Annotated in this window: 20 protein-coding genes and 1 tRNA gene; 15 read left to right on the plus strand and 6 right to left on the minus strand. The window is 63.3% G+C overall.

The features are described from left to right. The first annotated feature begins 11 nt into the window (after positions 1-11). The 3 genes from SO156_RS04410 (at position 12) to SO156_RS04420 (ending at position 2,990) form a co-directional block, all read left to right on the plus strand. Positions 12-1,655 (plus strand): acyl-CoA dehydrogenase family protein, encoded by a 1,644-nt coding sequence (locus SO156_RS04410; protein WP_498533970.1) that lies wholly within the window; start codon positions 12-14, stop codon positions 1,653-1,655. Between the two features lie 146 nt (positions 1,656-1,801). Next, positions 1,802-2,572, plus strand: a complete 771-nt coding sequence (locus SO156_RS04415; RefSeq protein WP_498534051.1) for a CPBP family intramembrane glutamic endopeptidase — start codon at positions 1,802-1,804, stop codon at positions 2,570-2,572. A gap of 4 nt (positions 2,573-2,576) precedes the next feature. After that, complete coding sequence (locus tag SO156_RS04420) at positions 2,577-2,990, plus strand: CPBP family intramembrane glutamic endopeptidase (RefSeq protein WP_498533971.1); 414 nt, start codon at positions 2,577-2,579, stop codon at positions 2,988-2,990. On the opposite strand, the gene SO156_RS04425 is transcribed toward SO156_RS04420, so the two are convergent. Continuing rightward, on the minus strand, positions 2,987-3,916 hold the full coding sequence (locus SO156_RS04425) for an AEC family transporter (protein WP_498533972.1): 930 nt from the start codon (positions 3,914-3,916) through the stop codon (positions 2,987-2,989). The genes SO156_RS04420 and SO156_RS04425 overlap by 4 nt on opposite strands. 3 nt (positions 3,917-3,919) lie before the next feature. Then, positions 3,920-4,411, minus strand: coding sequence for a Holliday junction resolvase RuvX (ruvX, locus tag SO156_RS04430; RefSeq protein WP_498533973.1), 492 nt, complete (start codon positions 4,409-4,411; stop codon positions 3,920-3,922). Positions 4,412-4,458: 47 nt separating this feature from the next. Between ruvX and SO156_RS04435 the strand changes: the two genes are divergently transcribed. Beyond that, on the plus strand, positions 4,459-4,674 hold the full coding sequence (locus SO156_RS04435) for a hypothetical protein (protein ID WP_498533974.1): 216 nt from the start codon (positions 4,459-4,461) through the stop codon (positions 4,672-4,674). On the opposite strand, the gene SO156_RS04440 is transcribed toward SO156_RS04435, so the two are convergent. Further along, positions 4,661-5,551, minus strand: a complete 891-nt coding sequence (locus SO156_RS04440) for a LysR family transcriptional regulator (protein ID WP_498533975.1) — start codon at positions 5,549-5,551, stop codon at positions 4,661-4,663. The two genes, SO156_RS04435 and SO156_RS04440, sit on opposite strands and share 14 nt — an antisense overlap. A gap of 53 nt (positions 5,552-5,604) precedes the next feature. Here SO156_RS04440 and SO156_RS04445 point away from each other — a divergent pair, with 53 nt between their 5' ends. From SO156_RS04445 to SO156_RS04480, 8 genes are all read left to right on the plus strand, one after another. Next, positions 5,605-6,627: an NAD(P)H-dependent flavin oxidoreductase gene (locus tag SO156_RS04445; protein ID WP_498533976.1), complete on the plus strand. Its 1,023-nt coding sequence runs from the start codon at positions 5,605-5,607 to the stop codon at positions 6,625-6,627. Between the two features lie 16 nt (positions 6,628-6,643). Beyond that, complete coding sequence (locus SO156_RS04450) at positions 6,644-7,720, plus strand: NAD(P)H-dependent flavin oxidoreductase (RefSeq protein ID WP_498533977.1); 1,077 nt, start codon at positions 6,644-6,646, stop codon at positions 7,718-7,720. Between the two features lie 171 nt (positions 7,721-7,891). Further along, positions 7,892-8,179, plus strand: coding sequence for an Asp-tRNA(Asn)/Glu-tRNA(Gln) amidotransferase subunit GatC (gatC, locus tag SO156_RS04455; RefSeq protein WP_458143123.1), 288 nt, complete (start codon positions 7,892-7,894; stop codon positions 8,177-8,179). A gap of 24 nt (positions 8,180-8,203) precedes the next feature. Continuing rightward, positions 8,204-8,416, plus strand: a complete 213-nt coding sequence (locus SO156_RS04460) for a hypothetical protein (RefSeq protein WP_458143125.1) — start codon at positions 8,204-8,206, stop codon at positions 8,414-8,416. Then, a complete protein-coding gene (gene gatA, locus SO156_RS04465) occupies positions 8,413-9,888 on the plus strand; it encodes an Asp-tRNA(Asn)/Glu-tRNA(Gln) amidotransferase subunit GatA (RefSeq protein WP_498533978.1) in 1,476 nt (491 codons plus the stop codon). The genes SO156_RS04460 and gatA overlap by 4 nt, the downstream gene beginning before the upstream one ends. Before the next feature lie 2 nt (positions 9,889-9,890). Continuing rightward, complete coding sequence (locus SO156_RS04470) at positions 9,891-10,181, plus strand: hypothetical protein (RefSeq protein WP_498533979.1); 291 nt, start codon at positions 9,891-9,893, stop codon at positions 10,179-10,181. Beyond that, entirely contained in the window at positions 10,178-11,656 is a 1,479-nt protein-coding gene (gatB, locus tag SO156_RS04475) for an Asp-tRNA(Asn)/Glu-tRNA(Gln) amidotransferase subunit GatB (RefSeq protein ID WP_498533980.1), read from the plus strand. Before SO156_RS04470 ends, gatB begins: the two co-directional genes overlap by 4 nt. 1,482 nt (positions 11,657-13,138) lie before the next feature. Further along, the gene (locus SO156_RS04480) at positions 13,139-13,405 is read left to right on the plus strand and encodes a hypothetical protein (RefSeq protein WP_498533981.1); all 267 of its coding nucleotides are present in this window, start codon (positions 13,139-13,141) and stop codon (positions 13,403-13,405) included. A gap of 64 nt (positions 13,406-13,469) precedes the next feature. On the opposite strand, the gene SO156_RS04485 is transcribed toward SO156_RS04480, so the two are convergent. Further along, positions 13,470-15,479, minus strand: coding sequence for an O-linked N-acetylglucosamine transferase, SPINDLY family protein (locus SO156_RS04485; protein ID WP_498533982.1), 2,010 nt, complete (start codon positions 15,477-15,479; stop codon positions 13,470-13,472). 344 nt (positions 15,480-15,823) lie between these two features. On the opposite strand from SO156_RS04485, the gene SO156_RS04490 reads away from it, so the two are divergent. Both SO156_RS04490 and SO156_RS04495 read left to right on the plus strand, forming a co-directional pair. Then, positions 15,824-15,917, plus strand: a tRNA-Ser gene (locus tag SO156_RS04490). A gap of 634 nt (positions 15,918-16,551) precedes the next feature. After that, positions 16,552-18,054, plus strand: coding sequence for a porin (locus SO156_RS04495; RefSeq protein WP_498533983.1), 1,503 nt, complete (start codon positions 16,552-16,554; stop codon positions 18,052-18,054). 19 nt (positions 18,055-18,073) lie between these two features. Here the strand turns inward: SO156_RS04495 and SO156_RS04500 are convergent, their stop codons facing one another. After that, positions 18,074-18,361 (minus strand): hypothetical protein, encoded by a 288-nt coding sequence (locus SO156_RS04500; RefSeq protein WP_458143216.1) that lies wholly within the window; start codon positions 18,359-18,361, stop codon positions 18,074-18,076. Between SO156_RS04500 and SO156_RS04505 the strand changes: the two genes are divergently transcribed. Beyond that, positions 18,282-18,500 (plus strand): DUF3551 domain-containing protein, encoded by a 219-nt coding sequence (locus SO156_RS04505; protein WP_458143210.1) that lies wholly within the window; start codon positions 18,282-18,284, stop codon positions 18,498-18,500. The genes SO156_RS04500 and SO156_RS04505 overlap by 80 nt on opposite strands. 147 nt (positions 18,501-18,647) lie before the next feature. Here the strand turns inward: SO156_RS04505 and SO156_RS04510 are convergent, their stop codons facing one another. Further along, positions 18,648-18,923 carry a DUF3551 domain-containing protein gene (locus SO156_RS04510; protein ID WP_498533984.1) on the minus strand — a complete coding sequence of 92 codons (276 nt, stop codon included), beginning with the start codon at positions 18,921-18,923 and terminating at the stop codon, positions 18,648-18,650. Between the last annotated feature and the right edge of the window lie 49 nt (positions 18,924-18,972).

The following is an 18,972-nucleotide window of genomic DNA, read 5'->3' on the forward strand; positions in this document are numbered from 1 at the left end:
GAGGACACGTCATGACCCAGCCGAGCTTCGCAACCCACGAGGTCTTCAACCAGTCGCCGCCCCTGGAGGACGTCGACTTGTTTGCTGCGGACCGGCCGCTGGTCGAGGCGGTGAAGGCCAATGGTGGGACCGCTGCCGAACAGGAGCTATCCGCGTTCGGCAGGCATTGGGGCTCGGCAGCGATGGCCGAGCGTGGGCGCATCGCCAACGAAAACACCCCCAAACTCCGCACCTTTGATTCCAAGGGCAACCGCCGCGACCAGGTTGAGTTTCATCCCGCCTATCACGAGCTGATGGCGCACAGCGCGCATGCCGGCGTGCACAATTCCACCTGGGCTGCGGACGGAAAACCTGCGGGCGATGCGGCCGAGGTCATCCGCGCGGCAAAGTTCTACGTCGCTTCGCAGGTCGAGACCGGACATCTCTGCCCGATCACCATGACACGCGCTTCCGTCGCGGCGCTGGCGATGCAACCCGACCTGCTTGCGCGCGTGATGCCGGTGCTCTCGACGAAAAGCTACGATCCCACCTTCGCGCCGTGGTGGGAGAAGCGCGGCATGACGCTCGGCATGGGCATGACCGAGAAGCAGGGCGGTACCGACGTGCGCGCCAACATGACGCGCGCGGTGCGCGATGGGAACGCTTACCGTATCACCGGCCACAAATGGTTCATGTCGGCGCCGATGTGCGACGCCTTCCTCGTGCTGGCGCAGGCCGAGGGCGGGCTGACCTGCTTCTTCATGCCGCGCTTCGCACCGGACGGATCGGTGAACGCGATCCAGTTCCAGCGGCTGAAAGACAAGCTCGGCAACCGCTCCAATGCCTCCTCGGAGGTCGAGTTCGTCGGCGCCTATGCCGAAGCCGTCGGCGAGGAGGGCAAGGGCATCCGCACCATCATCCAGATGGTGCAGCTGACGCGGCAGGATTGCGCGATCGCCTCGGTTGGTCTGATGCGTTCGGGGCTTGTGCATGCGCTGCACCACGCGCGTCACCGCAGCGTATTCCAGAAACATCTCGCCGATCAGCCGCTGATGCAGGCGGTGCTGTCGGACATGGCGCTGCATGTCGAGGCGAGCGTTGCGCTGGTGATGCGACTCTGCCGCGCCTTCGACCGTACGCCGCACGATGCGACCGAAGCCGCCTATATGCGGCTGCTGACACCCGCGATCAAATACTGGGTCTGCAAGTGTGCGCCGGCGTTTCTCTATGAGGCCATGGAATGCCTCGGCGGCAATGGCTATGTCGAAGACGGCATTTTGGCGCGCCACTATCGGGAGTCGCCGGTGAATGCGATCTGGGAAGGTTCGGGCAACGTGATGTGCCTCGATGTTCTCCGCGCCCTCGCCCGCGAGCCGGAGGCCGCGATGGCCGTGCTGCTAGACCTGGAGGCCGAGACCGAGGGGCTGCCTGGCTCAGGCGAAACGGTAAGCGTCCTCCGCAAGGCCTTCCGTCGCGCCGATAGCGAGCGCGTGGCGCGGCTTGCGGTCGAGAAGCTGGCACTGCTGTCGGCCGCCGCGGCGCTCAACATCGTCTCCCCCCGCAACGCCGAATTGTTCGCCGCGACACGCCTCGGCACCACCCACGCCAGCATGTATGGCGCGGTGGAGCTGGACGTGGACGATGTTCGCAATCTTCTGGGGCGGGCGCTTCCTTGATCGGGGGACGCTCTCACCACCCGTCATGGCCGGGCTTGACCCGGCCATCCACGTGTCACAGCGCGGCACGAAGGACGTGGATGCCGGGGACAAGCCCGGGCATGACGATCTCTCGATAGTTTGCGACGCCCAACGAAAGCCCCTTGATGGACACTCTCAATCCCGACCACCCGCCGCTCATCGTGACGCCTGCAGACGGCGCGCCGCGCGTTTGGAAATTCTGGGGCACGGCGCTGTGGGGCCTGTTCGTCTTCGCCGCGATGTTCGTTGGCCAGATCGGCACGGTCGTTTATCTCGTCGCGCATCGTGGCGGCCCGATCGATATGGCGTCGCTTGAGTCCGTCGGCCGCGATCCGCAGGCGCTCGCGCTGTCGGTGATCGCGGGCTTGCCGACGACGCTGGCTGCGGTGTGGCTGGCCATTCGCCTGAAGGGAGCTTCCTTCGCGGACTACCTCGCGCTGCGCTGGCCATCCTGGTTGCAGATTCTGCTCGGTGCCGTCGGTCTCATCCTGATCGTGGTGATCTGGGAGACGTTGTCGCGTGCGCTGGGCCGCGAGTCGACGCCGGGATTCATGACCGATCTCTTGAAGTCAGGCCGCGACAAGGGTGCGGCGACGTTGCTCGTGCTCGCCTTCAGCATGGCAGCACCGATGTCCGAAGAGGTGATCGCGCGAGGCTTCCTCTATCGCGGCTGGTCGGAAAGCTTTCTGCGCGTGCCCGGCGCGATCATCCTGTCGTCGCTGGTCTGGTCGGCCGTGCATCTCCAGTACGACATATATTTCCTTGCCGAGGTGTTCTCGATCGGACTGTGGTTCGGCTACATGCGCTATCGCGGCAACTCGCTGTGGCTCACGATCGTGCTCCACGCGCTGAACAATCTGACGGCGGTGGTGCTGACGATGTGGCTGGGGAGTTAGGGCCATGGGCATTGTGGCCGTCGTATTCGGCCTGCAGTCTGTGTTGTCTTACCTCGTGCTTGGTCCGCAGGAGCAAACGACGAACTCGTACATCAGCATCGGCGGTGCGGGCGGATTGTTGATCATGCTTGTCGGGGGGTGCATCGCCGCGCCGGTTGTGGAGGAGTTGATCGTTCGGGGCTTCATGTTCCGCGGGTGGTCCGAGACATTTCTAGGGGCGATCGGGACCATTGTGCTCACGTCCGCTCTGTGGGCGATCTGCCACGTCCAATACAACTGGATTGGGCAGACCAATATTTTCCTCTCTGGACTTGCTCTTGGCTATATCCGTTGGAGAAGTGCCTCAACCTGGCTGACAGTGATAGCCCACTCAACTTCCAATATCGTCGTCTTCTTTGCAATGGGTCCGTACGTCTAGCGCGCTGCCACCAGCGCGATCGCAATCGGCATCGTGATCGCCGCCAAAATCGTCTGCAGCGTGATGATCTGTGCCAGCAGCGGCGCATCGCCGCCCATCTGACGGGCCAGGACATAGGCGCTGGGCGAGGTCGGCACCGCCGCGCAGACTGCGATGATCGCAAGGCTCGTCCCGGTCAGTCCGAACCACAGTGCCAGCAGAAGCGCGATCACGGGCATCAGCACGAGCTTGAAGGCGACGCCGATGGCGGCGCCCACGCTGGGGCGGAGCAGACCCTTGAGATGCAGGCCGGCGCCGGTGACGAGCAGGCCGATCGCAAGCGAGGAGCGGCTCAGCGCATCCGCCACCTCGTGCCAGATCTTTGGCAGCGGCAGGTGCAGGCCGTTGACGAGAAGGCCAATCGCGCAGGCCCAGATCAGCGGGTTGCTCGCCACGGTCATGACGATGGCGCCGACGGGCTGCTTGTTTGGCGAGGCGTAATGCGCGAGCACAGCGACGCTGAACACGTTGACCAGCGGAATGATCGCGACCATCGCAACGGAGGCGAGGGCGAGACCGACATCGCCGAACAGATTGGCGGAGACCGACAGCGCGACATAGGTCTGCCAGCGGGTCGCGCCCTGGAAGATCGAGGTGAAGGCGGGGCCGTCGATGTCGAGCCGCGCCAGGGCCGGGCGCAGCGCCAGGCAGAGCAGCGACATCGCGAGCGCGGACAGCAGCAACGCGCCGCCGACGCCTGCGACCGGCACCCGACTGAGATCCGCCTTGACCAGCGTCTGGATCAGCAGCATCGGAAACAGCACGTAATAGGTCAGCCGCTCCAGCCCGTGCCATTGCGTGTCGAGCCGCATCAGGCTGTGTTTCAGCGCCACGCCGAGCACAATGAGAATGAAGACCGGCAGCAGCGCCGCAATCACCACCGCCATGGGTCAGTCCGTCCCCGAGGCCGTGCGAAGATTGGCGAGGCGATCGAGCGCGCCTTGCAGGATGAAGATCGCGGCGTGCTCGTCGATCACCTCGGCGCGTTTGGCGCGGCTGACGTCCATGCCGATCAGCTCGCGCTCGACGGCCGAGGTCGAGAGGCGCTCGTCCCACAGGCCGATCGGCAGTGCCGTGAGGCCGGCGAGATTGCGGGCGAAGGCGCGGGTCGATTGCGCGCGCGGGCCCTCGCTGCCGTCCATGTTGATGGGCAGCCCGAGCACGAAGCCGACTGCCTTGCGCTCTGCGGCGATGGCGAGCAGGCGCGCGGCGTCCTGCTTGAACGCCTTGCGCTGGATGGTCTCGACGCCGGTCGCGAGCCGCCGGTCCGGATCGGAGACGGCAACGCCGATCGTCTTGGTGCCGAGATCGAGCCCGATCAGCGCACCGCGCGCGGGCCAGTGGGTTGCAGCGTCGATGAGAGGTAGGATAGGAGCCGGCATGGCGTTAGCGCATACCATGCGAAGCGCTGCGGAGTGAACCGAGAACAATGGATGCGCTGACCCTATTCGGCCTGTTCGCGGTGACGGCGATGCTGGTCTGCTATGCGCTGGACGATCGCAGCCATTGGTTCGTGATGCTGTTCGCCGCATCCTGTGCGCTCGGCTCGGCCTATGGTTTCCTGCAAGGCGCCTGGCCGTTCGGCGTGGTGGAGGCGATCTGGGCAGTCGTAGCGCTTCGGCGTTGGTCGCTCAGGCCGCGATGACCTCGTCATCCCTGTTCAGGCAGGACACAAACCCCTTTAGCGCGCTGTACTGGTGGCCGGCGCGACGCTGGATGAACAGCGTCTCGACGCGCGCGTAGGCTGCGGGAAGCGTGTGGACCGACACGTTGTCGATCATCGCGCTGCGATCGACCACCGCGCGCGGCAGCAGCGTCACGCCCATGTCGGCGGCGACGCAGCCGATCATACCGTCGAGCGTGCCGAGCTCGAAGCGCGCGGCCGACGGCCAGCCGAACTCGACGAAGATCTGCTCGAGCCGCTGGCGATAGGTGCAGCCGGTGCGGAACACCAGCGCCGTCGGCCCGGATTCCGGCGTGCCGGCGCGCAGCTCCTTCAGTGATGCCCAGCGGCGCGCGCTGACCAGCACGAGCTCCTCGCGGAATGCGCTGACGGCAGTGAGATCGACATGTTCGATGGGACCCGCGACGAAGGCGCCGTCGAGTGCGCCATCGAGCACGGTGGCGACGAGATCGGCTGATGTCGCGGTGCGCAGGCTCAGCCGCACGGCGGGGAAGCGGCGATGGTAATCGGCGAGCAACGGCGGCAGGCGCACGGCGGCGGTCGTCTCCATAGAGCCGATCGCGAGCGGACCCTTGGGCTCGCCGTCATCGCGCGCGGCGAGCACGGCCTCGCGCGAGAGCGCCGCCATCCGTTGCGCGTAAGGCAAAAGCCTCTTGCCGGCGCCGGTCAGCGTCATGCCGCGGCTGTGGCGCTCGAACAACGGCGTGCCGATTTCGGACTCCAGCGCCTTGATCCGCTGGGTGACATTCGATTGCACGGTGTTGAGTTCTTCGGCGGCGCGGGTGATGCCGCCGGTGCGGGCTACCGCGGCGAAGGTCTTGATATCGCTGAGTTCCATGGCGTCGTTTCGTTTTAGAGATGGCAGCGTTCGCAAGAATTCAATTTTCGAGAATGCTATTCCCACTTAGCCTTGCTGTCCATACGGGAGGAGCCATGTCGATCACCACACCACTGACCACGCTGCTCGGCATCGAGCACCCGATCCTGCTTGCTCCGATGGATATCATCGCGGGAAGCAGCCTGGTGACGGCGGTGAGCCGCGCCGGTGGCTTTGGTGTTCTGGGGGGCGGCTATGGCGAGAGGGCTTGGCTGGAGCAGGAGACGGCGAAGCTGAACGCGCTGCGCGCGCCGTTCGGTATCGGCTTCATCACCTGGAGCCTCGCCAGGCGCCCTGAACTTCTCGACATCGCGCTCGCAGCGCGCCCCAACGCTATCATGCTCTCGTTCGGCGATCCCGCGCCATTCGCGTCAAAGATCAAATCTGCCGGCGCGCGGCTGATCTGCCAGGTGCAGGACGAGGCCATGGCGCGACAGGCGCTCGATGCCGGCGCGGACGTTCTCGTCGCGCAAGGCACCGAAGCAGGCGGCCATGGCGCATCCCGTACCACCGTCGACCTCGTGCCTGCTATCGTCGATCTCGCGGCGGGTCGCGTGCCGGTGGTCGCGGCCGGCGGCATCGCCGACGGGCGCGGGCTCGCCGCCATGATGATGCTGGGCGCAAGCGGCGTGCTGCTCGGCACGCGCTTTTATGCGAGCCAGGAGGCCGACGGCGCGGATGAGGCGAAGCGGCGCATCTGTGATGCAACGAGCGGCTCGACCGTGCGCGGCATCGTTTTCGATCTCTCCCGCAACAATGTCTGGCCGGCGCCGTTTACCGGGCGGTGCCTGATCAACGATCACGCCCAGCGCTGGATGGGCCGCGAGGTCGAATTGATGCAGAATGTCGCCAAGGTTGCGGCCGATTATGCCGCCGCAAAGGCGAGCGGCAATTTCGATGTCGCCGCTGTGATCGCGGGCGAGGCGGTCGGCCTGATCCATGATATTCCGCCGGCGGCCGAAATCGTCGAGCGGATCGCGACGGAGGCCGAGCAGCTGCTGGCCGGCCGGCGCAACTCGGTCGCTTCTGCTGCTTAAACAAGAGAGAACAACCATGTGGCCTGACCGTCGACTGATCAACCTCTTCAAGACCGAATTCCCGATCGTGCTGGCGCCGATGGCTGGCGTGATGGATGCGGAGCTCGTGATCGCGGCTGCGCAAGGCGGTGCGCTGGGCTCGCTGCCATGCGCGATGCTGTCGGCAGAGAAGGCGCGCGAGCAGGTCAATCTCATTCGTCAGCGTGTCGCTGCGCCGGTGAATATGAACTTCTTCTGCCACAAGCCTCTCGAACTCACGGCCGAGGCCGATGCGCGCTGGAAGCAGCGGCTCACGGGCTATTACAAAGAGCATGGTCTCGATCCGGCGGCGCCCATCAATGCCGCCAACCGCGCGCCGTTCGATGCGGCGTTCTGCGAGGTCGTCGAGGAGCTGAAGCCGGAAGTCGTCAGCTTCCATTTCGGCCTGCCGGCGGAGGCGCTGCTGAAGCGCGTCAAGGCGGCTGGCTGCCTCGTGATTTCCTCCGCTACCACCGTGAAGGAAGCGGTCTGGCTGGAGCAGCACGGCGTCGATGCCGTGATCGCGCAGGGCGCCGAGGCGGGCGGCCATCGCGGCATGTTCCTCACTGAGAATATCTCGGAGCAGCCCGGCACCTTCGCGCTGGTGCCGCAGGTGGTCGATGCCGTCAGGGTGCCGGTGATCGCCTGCGGCGGTATCGCGGATGGGCGCGGTATCGCGGCCGCCTTCGCGCTTGGCGCGGCCGGCGTGCAGATCGGCAGTGCCTATTTGCGCTGCCCGGAATCCAAGGTCAGCGCCGGCGGTCGCAAGGCGCTCGCCGAGGCGCGGGACGATTCCACGGTCATCACCAATGTGATGACCGGGCGGCCGGCGCGCGGCGTGCAGAACCGCCTGATGCGCGAAGCCGGCCCGATTTCGCCGGACGCGCCGGCCTTTCCCCATGCCGCGACCGCGCTGGGGCCGTTGAAGGCGGCAGCCGAGAAGCAAGGCAGGGTGGATTTCACCAATCTCTGGGCCGGGCAGGCCATCGGTATGGGGCGCGAGATACAAGCGGCCGAATTGACCCGGGATCTGGCCAAATCCGCGCAGGCCCGCCTGAAAGCGCTGGCCGGCTAGGCCCGATGAGATCCAGGAGGATCGTCATCGCGCTTTAGGCTATTGTTTGCGCATGATCTTTCGGAAAACCGCTGCGCACTTTTCCGGATCATGCGCCCAGCGCCGGTTGCGGCGCAAAACCGGCCTCTGCTATACGGCAGACCTGATTTCTGCCGTTCGAGGCCTTATATTATGTCCGTTGACGCCGCTACCGTCCGCCGCATCGCGCATCTCGCGCGCATTGCGGTTTCCGATGACGAGGTTCCGCATCTCCAGGGCGAGCTCAACGCCATGCTTGCCTTCGTCGAGCAGCTCTCGGAGGTCAATGTCGAGGGCGTCGATCCCATGACGTCCGTGACTCCGATGGAGATGAAGAAGCGTCAGGACGTCATCAAGGACGGCGAGATCGCCGACGATATCGTTGCCAATGCGCCAGCGACCGAAGGTCACTTTTTCCTGGTGCCGAAAGTCGTAGAGTGAGTTTCTAGTTCAGGACGCTGTTCGATGTGCCTGCTATGCGACGATGAGAAGGCCTATCAGGCCTATATGAACTATCTCGACGCGATGGAGCGGCAGGGCAAGGCTGCCGATCCCAACGTGGCCGTCAATGCCGTGCTCGACCAGCTCGAGGCGGCGGCGAGTGCGTCCACCAAGAAAGACGACCCGGCCAACGACAAGACCCTGTCTCCGTTCTTCTGTAGCCCGATCAATAAATGACCAATTTGACATCGCTGACGCTCGCCGAGGCCCGCAAGGGTCTCGCCGACAAGACATTCACGTCGCTCGAGCTGACCGACGCGCATCTGAGCGCGATGGAAGCTGCACGTGCGCTCAACGCCTTCGTCCTGGAGACGCCCGACCAGGCGCGCGCCATGGCGCGTGAAGTCGATAGCAAGATCGCCAGGGGTGATGCCGGCCCGCTCGCCGGCATTCCGCTCGGCATCAAGGACCTGTTTGCGACAAAGGGCGTGCGCACTACGGCCTGCTCGAAGATTCTCGGCAATTTCGTGCCGACCTACGAGTCGACCATCACCTCGCAGCTCTGGCGCGACGGTGCGGTCATGCTCGGCAAGCTCAACAACGACGAGTTCGCGATGGGCTCGTCGAACGAGACCTCCTGCTTCGGTCCGGTCGGCAATCCGTGGCGGCGCGAGGGCTCCAACACGACGCTGGTGCCGGGCGGCTCGTCCGGCGGCTCCGCCTCGGCCGTTGCAGCGCTGCTCTGCATGGGCGCGACTGCAACCGATACCGGCGGTTCGATCCGCCAGCCGGCAGCGTTCACCGCGACCGTCGGCATCAAGCCGACCTATGGCCGCTGCTCGCGCTGGGGCATCGTCGCCTTTGCATCCTCACTCGATCAGGCAGGTCCGATCGCGCGCAGCGTGCGCGATTGCGCGATGCTGCTACGCTCGATGGCGGGCCACGATCCGAAGGACACGACGTCCGTTGACCGCGCCGTGCCGGACTACGAAGCCGCGGTCGGCAAGTCCGTGAAGGGCATGAAGATCGGCATTCCCAAGGAATATCGCCTCGACGGCATGCCGGCCGAGATCGAAAAGCTTTGGGAAGCGGGCGCGGCCTGGCTGAAAGCGGCCGGCGCCGAGCTCGTCGAGGTGTCGCTGCCGCACACCAAATACGCGCTGCCGGCCTATTACATCGTCGCGCCGGCGGAAGCCTCGTCCAACCTCGCGCGCTATGACGGCGTGCGCTACGGCCTGCGCGAGCAGGGACGCAACATCATCGAGATGTACGAGAACACGCGCGCCGAAGGCTTTGGCGCGGAAGTGAAGCGCCGCGTCATGATCGGCACCTACGTGCTCTCGGCCGGCTATTACGACGCCTATTATCTGCGCGCGCAGAAAGTGCGCACTCTGATCAAGAAGGATTTTGAGGATTGCTTCGCCAAGGGCGTCGACGCGATCCTCACGCCGGCGACACCGTCGGCCGCCTTCGGCATTGGCGAGAAGGGTGGCGCCGATCCGGTCGAGATGTACCTCAACGACATCTTCACGGTGACAGTGAACATGGCGGGCCTGCCCGGCATCGCCGTGCCGGCGGGCAAGGACGCGCAGGGCCTGCCGCTCGGCCTGCAACTGATCGGGCGTCCCTTCGACGAGGAGACGCTGTTCTCGCTCGGCGAAGTGATCGAGCAGGCCGCCGGCCGCTTCACGCCCGCGAGGTGGTGGTGAACATGGCGGCGTACATCGCCAGCCTCGACGGCGCAGCGCCTGCGCCGAACCTCAGCGCGCCGCTCGCAGGGCTCTGGTGGGCCGCCAAGGGCGACTGGGACAAGGCGCACAAGATCGTCCAGGACGAGGACAGCCGCGATGCCGCCTGGGTGCATGCCTATCTGCATCGCGTCGAAGGCGATCTCGGCAATGCCGGCTACTGGTATCGCCAGGCGGGCCAGCCGGCCGCGAAGGATTCATTGCAGGCGGAGTGGGAGCGCATCGCTGCCACGCTGCTCGGGAGCACGACATGAGCACGGCCACGCACAAGCTTCTGAAGGGCTCAACCGGCGACTGGGAGATGGTCATCGGCATGGAGATCCACGCCCAGGTGACGTCGAACTCAAAACTGTTCTCGGGCGCGTCCACCGCGTTCGGCGGCGAGCCGAACACGCATGTGTCGCTGGTCGACGCGGCGATGCCCGGCATGCTGCCCGTCATCAACGAGGAATGCGTCAGACAGGCTGTCCGGACCGGGCTCGGGCTGAACGCGAAGATCAATCTGCGCTCGGTGTTCGACCGAAAAAACTATTTCTATCCCGACCTGCCACAGGGCTATCAGATCAGCCAGTACAAGTCGCCGGTCGTGGGTGAGGGCGAGGTGCTTGTCGAGCTCGACGGCGGCCGCAGCGTCAACGTCGGCATCGAGCGGCTGCATCTGGAGCAGGATGCCGGCAAGTTAATGCACGACCAGTCGCCGACGATGTCCTATGTCGATCTCAACCGCTCGGGTGTGGCGCTGATGGAGATCGTCTCAAAACCGGACATCCGCGACGCCGAGCAGGCCAAGGCCTATGTGACCAAGCTGCGCTCGATCCTGCGCTATCTCGGCACCTGCGACGGCGACATGGAGAAGGGAAACCTGCGCGCCGACGTCAACGTCTCGGTGCGTCGTCCCGGCGGGCCGCTCGGCACCCGCTGCGAGATCAAGAACATGAACTCGATCAACTTCATTGGACAAGCGATCGAGTACGAGGCGCGGCGCCAGATCGAGATCCTCGAGGACGGCGGCGAGATCGACCAGGAGACACGGCTCTACGACCCCAACAAGGGCGAGACGCGCTCGATGCGGTCGAAGGAAGAGGCGCACGACTACCGCTACTTCCCCGATCCCGATCTCTTGCCCCTGGAGTTCTCGCAAAGCTTCGTCGACGAGCTGAAAGCGAACCTGCCCGAGCTGCCGGACCAGAAGAAGATGCGCTTCGTCGCCGATTTCGGCCTGTCAGCCTATGATGCCAGCGTGCTCGTCGCCGAGCGCGAAAGCGCTGACTTCTACGAGACCGTGCTGGACAGGCTCGCCAATCGCGCCCGCGACGGCAAGATGGCGGCGAACTGGGTGATCAACGAGCTGTTCGGCCGTCTCAACAAGGAAGGCCGGGCTATTGCGGGCTCTCCCGTCACGTCCTCGCAGCTTGCCGCGATCATCGATCTGATCGGCGAGGGCACGATCAGCGGAAAGATCGCCAAGGATCTGTTCGAGATTGTCTGGCAGGAGGGCGGCGATCCGCGCGCGCTCGTCGAAAGCCGCGGCATGAAGCAGGTCACCGACCTCTCGGCGATCGAGAAGGTGGTCGACGACATCATCGCTGCCAATCCCGACAAGGCGGCACAGGTCAAGGACAAGCCGCAGTCGCTCGGCTGGTTCGTCGGCCAGGTGATGAAGGCGTCCGGCGGCAAGGCCAACCCGCAGAGCGTCAACGACCTGCTCAAGTCCAAGCTCGGCGTCTGACCTTTGTGGTGACGGCGCGTGCCGTCACCACAATCCCGCCTTCGCGCATCCGTCGCGCGCACTGGCGACACCAGCGTCGCCTCGATCGCACCGTCCAAGCCTCACCGAATCGCCGTCTTCGATTCGTACAGAACGGCGGCTTCGAGTACGCTCCGGCGAGCGATCGCGCCGTTAAGCATGAAAATATTTTCGTTGCCAAAATTCGCGACTCAGAGTCCGCGAAACGCGTTTCGTGCGCCTTCGCGCAAGACGCAACGCGCGACGGAGCGTCGATCGCGCGCAACGTGCGAATGCGGAATGAGCTTGCATCATAGGGTTTTCTTGCAATCGATGCTTTCGCCGGCGTCGATGCGGCAGGCACTTTCCGCATAGACGGTCGAACGACTCGTCGAGCGCGTGCGCGAAGCGCGAAGTAGTTGCGCGCTTTGCTGCGTCAACACTTCCTTAAGCCGGAAGATGTTTTTTTCGCCGTGTTGGTGTATTCGGGATGAAGTGCATTCGATCCCCGAATGCACGCAGCGATTAAAGCCATCTCACACATCGGAGGGCAACATGGCCAAGAAAGCGAAGAAGGCGAAGAAGGCGAAGAGCGCAGTGAAGAAGACTGCGAAGAAGACCCGCAAGGTCGCGAAGAAGAAGAAGTAACTTCGCTTCTGAAGTCGCCGGCCTCTCAGATGGCCGGCACGTCATCAGCGCCTTCCGCGATCTGGTTTGCCTTCGGCAGGACAGGTCTCGGTCAATTCGGCTCTGATCGGCGATAGAGGGTGTCGGCGAGACATCAGGTCAACGGTCGGATCATCCATGCTTGTCGAGCTTGCTCGTCAAGGTTCGGTCCGGCAGAAGAAACGAGTTTTCTTCGTTCGGTGCGGTTCGCCTTTATCGGCCCCGCAATTTCATGAGTAGCCTCGCGGCCAAAATGAAATCTGGTCCTGACGTGTTCGCCGACGCCCTCGTTCGAGTAGCCGGGATCCTCGCCGGCGTTTCATTTCTCAAATTTCACATCCCAGTCGCCACAGAGCAGCCGAACAGGCTCGCGGTCGCCGTGGTCAGACAGCACGCCCACACTCTGAACTGTCATTCCCCGCGAAGGCGGGGAATCCAGTTCGCCGCGGCTTCTCTGTATGCGTCACTGCCTCTGGAATACTGGATCGCCCGGGCCGGGCGATGACGCCGGAATTTGGCTATGATCGTGCGCACCTCACCACACGTGATGGTTATCATCGTCCGAAGATCCAGACGGTAAACGAAGTCTGACGAATCGCAGAAGTGCTTGAGAATCCCGGACTTCTTGCATTTTCCTGGCCGTGCCGCGTGGCCTCGCGTTTACGTCCCCTTCATCGCGATACTTAAACTGCCATTCAAATTTGCTCGCCAAGATCGCCCTCAACAAGCCGGCAGGAACGGCATTGGGACGAGTTGAACAGTTTGGACGGGAGCCGCGCTCGGGGGAACGAGGCGGCACAACAATAAAGGGGATGCGACATGTTTCAGGGGACTTTCGATCTGGAGACCGCGACGCCGGTCGACGCGAGCGCTTTGTCGGACGTGCTGTTCGAGCGGGGGATGTATTGGGCGAGCGGCCGCTCCGGCCTCGTCGATCTCGTCGCCGCGCATAAATGGTTCAACCTCTCGGCGCTGAAGGGCCGCAAGGATGCGATTGCCCATCGCCAGGAAGTCGCGGCGCAGATGTCGGATGCCGAGATCGCGGCCGCGCAGCGTGAGGCGCGGGCCTGGGTCACCATGCACTGACCGGCTCACTCAAGGTAGGCAACCGAACTTTGACCGATCGGTGCGATTGCGCCGAGGCGACCTTCTAGACGGCAAACGAGGCCGGCGCTTCGCCGGCACGATGTCGGCGCCACATTTCAGTGAAGGCCTTCTCGATATGTCGCGTCATGCGGGCAGTATCGAAGAGAGGCCAAGTGGACCGATGCGTCGCCAGCTTGCTCTTGAGGGCGGTTCGAAGTTCGGGATCGTGCGCGATCCGAAGCGCCAAAGCCTCATATTCGTCCAGCGATCGCGTCACCAGCTCAGGAAGGCCTACGGCATTCAGGAGACTGGCTGCAACACGTCCCGCAAAGGCGGTGCCGAGGCAGGTCAGGACCGGCAGGCCAGCCCAAAGGGCGTCGCTGGCCGTGGTATGGGCGTTGTAGGGCAACGTGTCCAGGAACAGATCGGCGAGCTGGTGGCGTGCCAGGTGTTCGTCGATAGCGACGGGTGGGGCGAACACGATCCTCTCGGCGGCGATGCCACGCGCAACGGCTTCACGCCTCAGGTTCTCGCTGGCGATCTGGCCCCCATCAAACAGCCAAAGGACGCTGCCGGTGGTCTTGGCAAGCAGCCTCATCCAGACATCGAACAGCACGGGCGTGATCTTCAACATTTTGTTGAACGCACAGTAGACGAATGCATCGTCCGGCAGTCCGACCTCGCTCCGGGTCGGTGCATTCGGCAGGGGCGGTCGCCTCGCGTCGGTCGCCTGATAGCTGTCGGGGAGATAAATCACCTTCTCGGCGTAATGCTTCTGCTCGCCTTCGGGGATGACGATCCGGTCGGCCATGACGTAGTCGATATATGAGGCGCCCATCGTGCCGGGAAAGCCGAGATAGTTGACCTGGATGGGAGCCGGCCGGTGCGCGAGGATTTTTGGCCGCGCAAAGGCGGTGAAGCCTCCGAGATCGACGAGGACCTCGATGTCGAGCTGGCGTATCAGCTTGACCACGTCCTCGTCGGTAAGATGGTTGACGTCTTCAAAGCGTTCGAATGCTGCCTTCAGGCGGTTGCGCATCTTGCTGCCGTCATCCGGTCCGTAGGAGATGGCGCTAATCTCGAAGCGCTCGCGGTCGTGCTGCTCGAAAAGTCCGGCCATCAAATGCGCGGTGGCGTGATTGCGAAAATCGGCAGACACATACGCGACCCGCAGCCGGGAAGCCGGCGACGGCGTTCTTGGTATCGCTGCACCTCGCTCCGGGGCGACGTTGGCGACATATGTCTTCGCACAGGTCAATTGGTGTGCCGGAGAGGACGAGGCAAGAAGGAAGGTGAGGGGATCGATCGCCACGCCTGATTCGACGGCCTCGTCCAGGGCGGCCTGTTCACGTTCGAAACTGCGCCAGTCGGCACGGCTCTGCCTGGAACCAACGAGCTTGCTCAATGCGAATGGGAAAGCCTTGTTCAGTGCGACAGTTCTTTCGAGCGCTGCGATCGCTTCGTCGTGTCGGCCCATTTGGGTAAGAACCTCAGACAAGACGAAATGGTATTGTGGATTCGACGGCGCGAGCTCGACGGCACTTCGGTAACTATCATGCGCTTCGTCGAGCTGACCGAGCTGATGGAACGCACTGCCTCGGTTTGCGAATGCTGCGCTCGATGGCGCGATCGCAATGGCGCGATCGAATTCCGCGATGGCGCCGCGAAGCTCCTGCCGTGCAAGCAGGATCGCTCCGCGATTGAGATGCGCATCGGCGAAGTTAGGCGACAGGGCAATCACTTTCGCAAGCAAGGCGAGCGCATCGTCCGTCTTGTCCAGTGCACGCAGCACGTTGGCATAGTTGAAAAGAACGTTGGGATTGCCGGAGTCGACGCGGGCAGCCTTCTTGAGCAATGGCTCGGCGTCCGCGAAATTGCCGCGCTGGGCCTGCAACAACCCCAGCATATGGAGCGCGGTGGGATGCGTTCTGCTTGCCCTCAGGATGGTCGTGTAGCCCCATTCCGCATCCGACAGTTTGCCCGAACGGTGCGCCGCAATTGCCTGGTCCAGAATAGCCGACGGATGGAGAGAGGAGGGGGCCGAAGCTCCCTTGTTGCGGCCTTGCTGCGGCATGTGATTGGATTTCCCGACCCCGATGACGGGTCTGTGCTTTGGCGAACTGGTGCAAAAACTCTAGTCGCCTTTGCGGGTGAGAACAACGGCCGCGCCGCCCGCGCTTCAAGGCACGAAACGACCGCGCTCGTGCCGAGATTTCCCGCGCGACAATATAGATGCCGCCCAACTGATGCGATGGTTACCCTCGGGCGTCGACGGCCGTCCGGTGCTCCGGGCATCAAGCCGGTCCCGACTCGTCCTTGGCTACGGTCGCTGTCAAAGCTTTCATCTGTAAAGAAACCCGCTAGCCTCAATTCTGCCGCTTGCGGCTCGCCGCGGGGTCGGGCATACCCGGCAAAGCCGGAGACGTGGCCGAGTGGCTGAAGGCGGCGGTTTGCTAAACCGTTATAGGCTTGTAAAGGCCTATCGAGGGTTCGAATCCCTCCGTCTCCGCCAGCCGTGGAGCCAGGCGCCCCTGCTGCAAATCCCCGCAAATTCTCCGCACAATATATAGAGTCCAGATAAGTCCGCCGGCGGTGGCTCGCCCCTAGCGGGAAATCACACACTTTGCTGTTCCGTTGATCCGAGGAATCGGTGTCGCGCACGCGAAAGCTCCGTCCTCTGACGGCGCAGCGATGAGGTCTGCGACACCCTTTCCGAGTCGGTTGCCGATTCTCCGATTCCAGTGCGTCGCAAGCGCATCACGGACAGCCTTTGCTCCCGCCGCTTCAAGGCGGGAAATTTGAAGGCATTTGGAGCCACTTCGAAAACAATATGGAAAACAATTACTTACGGCAGCGCCGCGATCACGTCCACGTGTTATTTGTGCAACACCCGTTGGAAAACGCGCTTTGTAGGTCCGGTTCGGAGCGTTCTTTTGTTGTGTGTGCAAGGACGTTCGGTAATTGTGACCGGGCGACGGAGGGGGGCATCCCGAGGTCGTCCCGTTTTAGGTGGTTCGCTTAAGTCCCTCGCGTTCATGCGGGTGTGTCCGAAGGCGCGAAGCGGCTAAGCGGTGATTTAGAACGGGAATGGGAAATTGGCCATCCGGTCAGTGACCTTCCCTGAAGAGCAAACTTGGAGGTTTAACATGAAGTTGGTTAAGAGCCTTTTGCTCGGCTCAGCGGCGGGTCTGATCGCCGTGGGCGGAGCACAGGCAGCCGATCTCCCCGTGAAGGCCAAAGCGGTCGAATACGTGAAGATCTGCTCCCTGTACGGTGCCGGATTCTACTACATGCCGGGCACCGACACCTGCATCAAGTTCGGCGGCTACCTGCGCGCCGATGCCTGGGCCTGGGGCGGCGACTACGGTTTCCGGAGCGGGGTGAACCAGGGTTCGAACAACCGTCTGACGAACTACTGGGGCAGCCGCGCCCGTATGGACTTCACGGTCGATACGCGCACGGCCACCGAGTATGGCGTGGTTCGCACCTACGCCGATATGGTCTTCACCTGGGATACGACCTCGGTCACCGGCACCAGCCCGTCGATATTCTCGACCGGTTCCGCCTCGCTCGGCCTCTACCATGCGTTCATCCAGTTCGCTGGCTTCACGTTCGGCCGCACGGTCTCGATCTTCGACGCGCCGTGGCAGAGCTATCCGGCTGGCGGTCCCGATACGCTGCCCGGCGGTTCCAACCACGTCACCGGTGTGAACCAGGTCGCTTATACGGCTGATTTCGGTCAGGGCATCACCGCTTCGGTGGCGTTGCAGGATGAAACGACGTCGGCAGGTGGCGAGTCGAACCTCTTTAACACCACATTTGGCGCGGGGACGCCTGCTGCTATTATTACTGCTTTCGGCAATGGGTTCACGACTGGCGCCTACGGTGTCAACGATTGGGGTGGAACGCGCGTTCCCGATCTCGTCGGTGCGGTCCGCGTCGACCAGGCCTGGGGTCTGGCCCAGTTGTCGGTTGTTGGGCATAACATGCACCCTGGCTACTACGGCACCACGGAAGTCACCGGCCACCCCGGCGACAAGTGGGGCTGGGCGGTTCAGGGTTCGTTGTCGATCAAGAACATCCCGACCGGACCTGGCGACTCGATCAACTTGCAGGCCGTCTACACGGATGGCGCGACTCGCTACAACTTCCAGAGCTTGTTCCCGCAGACCTTCTTCATGTACGGCGGTAGTAGCATTGCTTACCAGAGCATCGGTATCGCCGCTCTTGCTGACGGCGTCTTCGGTCTCGGTACCGGCATTGATACCGTCAAGACCTGGGGCTTCCGTGGCGGCTATACCCACAACTGGAACCCGAACTGGGCGAGCGCCATCTATGGTGGCTACGGCGCAGCGCAGTACGGCACTACGGGCAAGTCGCTGATTTGCGGCAACTTCGTCGCCGCGTTCGGTACCACTGCGACCTGTAATCCGGACTTCAACTTCGCCGTCATCGGTGTCAACACCGTGTGGACCCCGGTGAAGAACCTGGCGTTCACGGCGGACCTGAGCTGGTCGCATCTGGACCAGAAGTACTCGGGCACGATTGCGCTCCCGGCCTTTGCTGCAACCGCCAAGCCGGCAGCTATATACGAGCTGAAGGACCAGGACTCGCTCGCCCTGCTCCTCCGCGCTCAGCGTAACTTCTAAGATCGATCTTTCGACCGATCTAGAGAACCCCGGCGGGAAACTGCCGGGGTTTTTCTTTGAGGGTGTTGCGGCGTATATTCGCTCGAACGTAACGGCTTCTTTCCGCTGAAAGGAGCGGAGTTGGAGATTTCACGGTGAGCAGTTGGACAATTCGGACAGCAGCGATGATGGGTATGCTCGGCGCGGCGATCATGGCCAGCGCCACGATCTTTGCTCCTGCGCCAGCGATGGCCGAACGCTTCGATCCCAGATTTCCCGTCTGCCTCCAGAAGTGGGAGTGGGGCGGCAGCAGTACGATGTACTGCAACTATCCGTCCTGGGAGGCGTGCAAGGCGTCAGCTGCGGGATTATCGGCGATGTGTCTGGCCAATCCATACTGGTCGCAGTCGACCACAACGGGCCTCGCCCCGGCTCCCGGGAGGCTGGCTCCGCCCCGGACGTGGTGACGGACGAACGCCCGTTTGGCCGGTATCCCCCCAAAGCGCGATGAGATTAGGATGAATCGTCATCGCACTTTAGGTTGTTGTGTGAGCATGATCTTTTCGGAAAACCGCTCCACACTTTTCCGGATCATGCTCTAGCCTCGCTGCGAGCTACCACTTGGGTCCCTTCCATTCCTGGAAGGCGTAGGTGGGGTTGAGGCCGCAGGCGTCTATCGTGCCCGACGCGGTCGCCATGCATTGGCTGTAAGTGGCAAACTGGCAGTTGCCTGGATACCCCCAGCGTCGTCCTTGCAGGCAATAGCGATCCTGCGCGACGGCCTGGGGAGCCGGGTGGAGGCGTTGCTTGGCGTGCCCCGTCGAGCGACCGGTCGCGATACCTGACAGGATCAGGGCCATCGATATCACCGCGCAGATCACACGAAACATGACGCGCCTCCGGTTCGCAGCACGTCCCCAGGCATTGAATGCGGCCACG

This window comes from Bradyrhizobium sp. UFLA05-125 (assembly GCF_059803515.1).

Bases quoted from the DNA above. Each gene is read 5' to 3' on its own strand.
- SO156_RS04450 (WP_498533977.1), top strand. From the start codon at position 6,644: ATGTGGCCTGACCGTCGACTGATCAACCTCTTCAAGACCGAATTCCCG.
- SO156_RS04485 (WP_498533982.1), bottom strand. From the start codon at position 15,479: ATGCCGCAGCAAGGCCGCAACAAGGGAGCTTCGGCCCCCTCCTCTCTC.
- SO156_RS04460 (WP_458143125.1), top strand. From the start codon at position 8,204: ATGTGCCTGCTATGCGACGATGAGAAGGCCTATCAGGCCTATATGAAC.
- SO156_RS04415 (WP_498534051.1), top strand. From the start codon at position 1,802: ATGGACACTCTCAATCCCGACCACCCGCCGCTCATCGTGACGCCTGCA.
- SO156_RS04510 (WP_498533984.1), bottom strand. From the start codon at position 18,923: ATGTTTCGTGTGATCTGCGCGGTGATATCGATGGCCCTGATCCTGTCA.
- SO156_RS04495 (WP_498533983.1), top strand. From the start codon at position 16,552: ATGAAGTTGGTTAAGAGCCTTTTGCTCGGCTCAGCGGCGGGTCTGATC.
- SO156_RS04425 (WP_498533972.1), bottom strand. From the start codon at position 3,916: ATGGCGGTGGTGATTGCGGCGCTGCTGCCGGTCTTCATTCTCATTGTG.
- gatC (WP_458143123.1), top strand. From the start codon at position 7,892: ATGTCCGTTGACGCCGCTACCGTCCGCCGCATCGCGCATCTCGCGCGC.
- SO156_RS04470 (WP_498533979.1), top strand. From the start codon at position 9,891: ATGGCGGCGTACATCGCCAGCCTCGACGGCGCAGCGCCTGCGCCGAAC.
- SO156_RS04440 (WP_498533975.1), bottom strand. From the start codon at position 5,551: ATGGAACTCAGCGATATCAAGACCTTCGCCGCGGTAGCCCGCACCGGC.
- SO156_RS04445 (WP_498533976.1), top strand. From the start codon at position 5,605: ATGCTATTCCCACTTAGCCTTGCTGTCCATACGGGAGGAGCCATGTCG.
- SO156_RS04505 (WP_458143210.1), top strand. From the start codon at position 18,282: ATGGCCGAACGCTTCGATCCCAGATTTCCCGTCTGCCTCCAGAAGTGG.
- gatB (WP_498533980.1), top strand. From the start codon at position 10,178: ATGAGCACGGCCACGCACAAGCTTCTGAAGGGCTCAACCGGCGACTGG.
- SO156_RS04410 (WP_498533970.1), top strand. From the start codon at position 12: ATGACCCAGCCGAGCTTCGCAACCCACGAGGTCTTCAACCAGTCGCCG.
- SO156_RS04435 (WP_498533974.1), top strand. From the start codon at position 4,459: ATGGATGCGCTGACCCTATTCGGCCTGTTCGCGGTGACGGCGATGCTG.
- SO156_RS04480 (WP_498533981.1), top strand. From the start codon at position 13,139: ATGTTTCAGGGGACTTTCGATCTGGAGACCGCGACGCCGGTCGACGCG.
- SO156_RS04420 (WP_498533971.1), top strand. From the start codon at position 2,577: ATGGGCATTGTGGCCGTCGTATTCGGCCTGCAGTCTGTGTTGTCTTAC.
- ruvX (WP_498533973.1), bottom strand. From the start codon at position 4,411: ATGCCGGCTCCTATCCTACCTCTCATCGACGCTGCAACCCACTGGCCC.
- gatA (WP_498533978.1), top strand. From the start codon at position 8,413: ATGACCAATTTGACATCGCTGACGCTCGCCGAGGCCCGCAAGGGTCTC.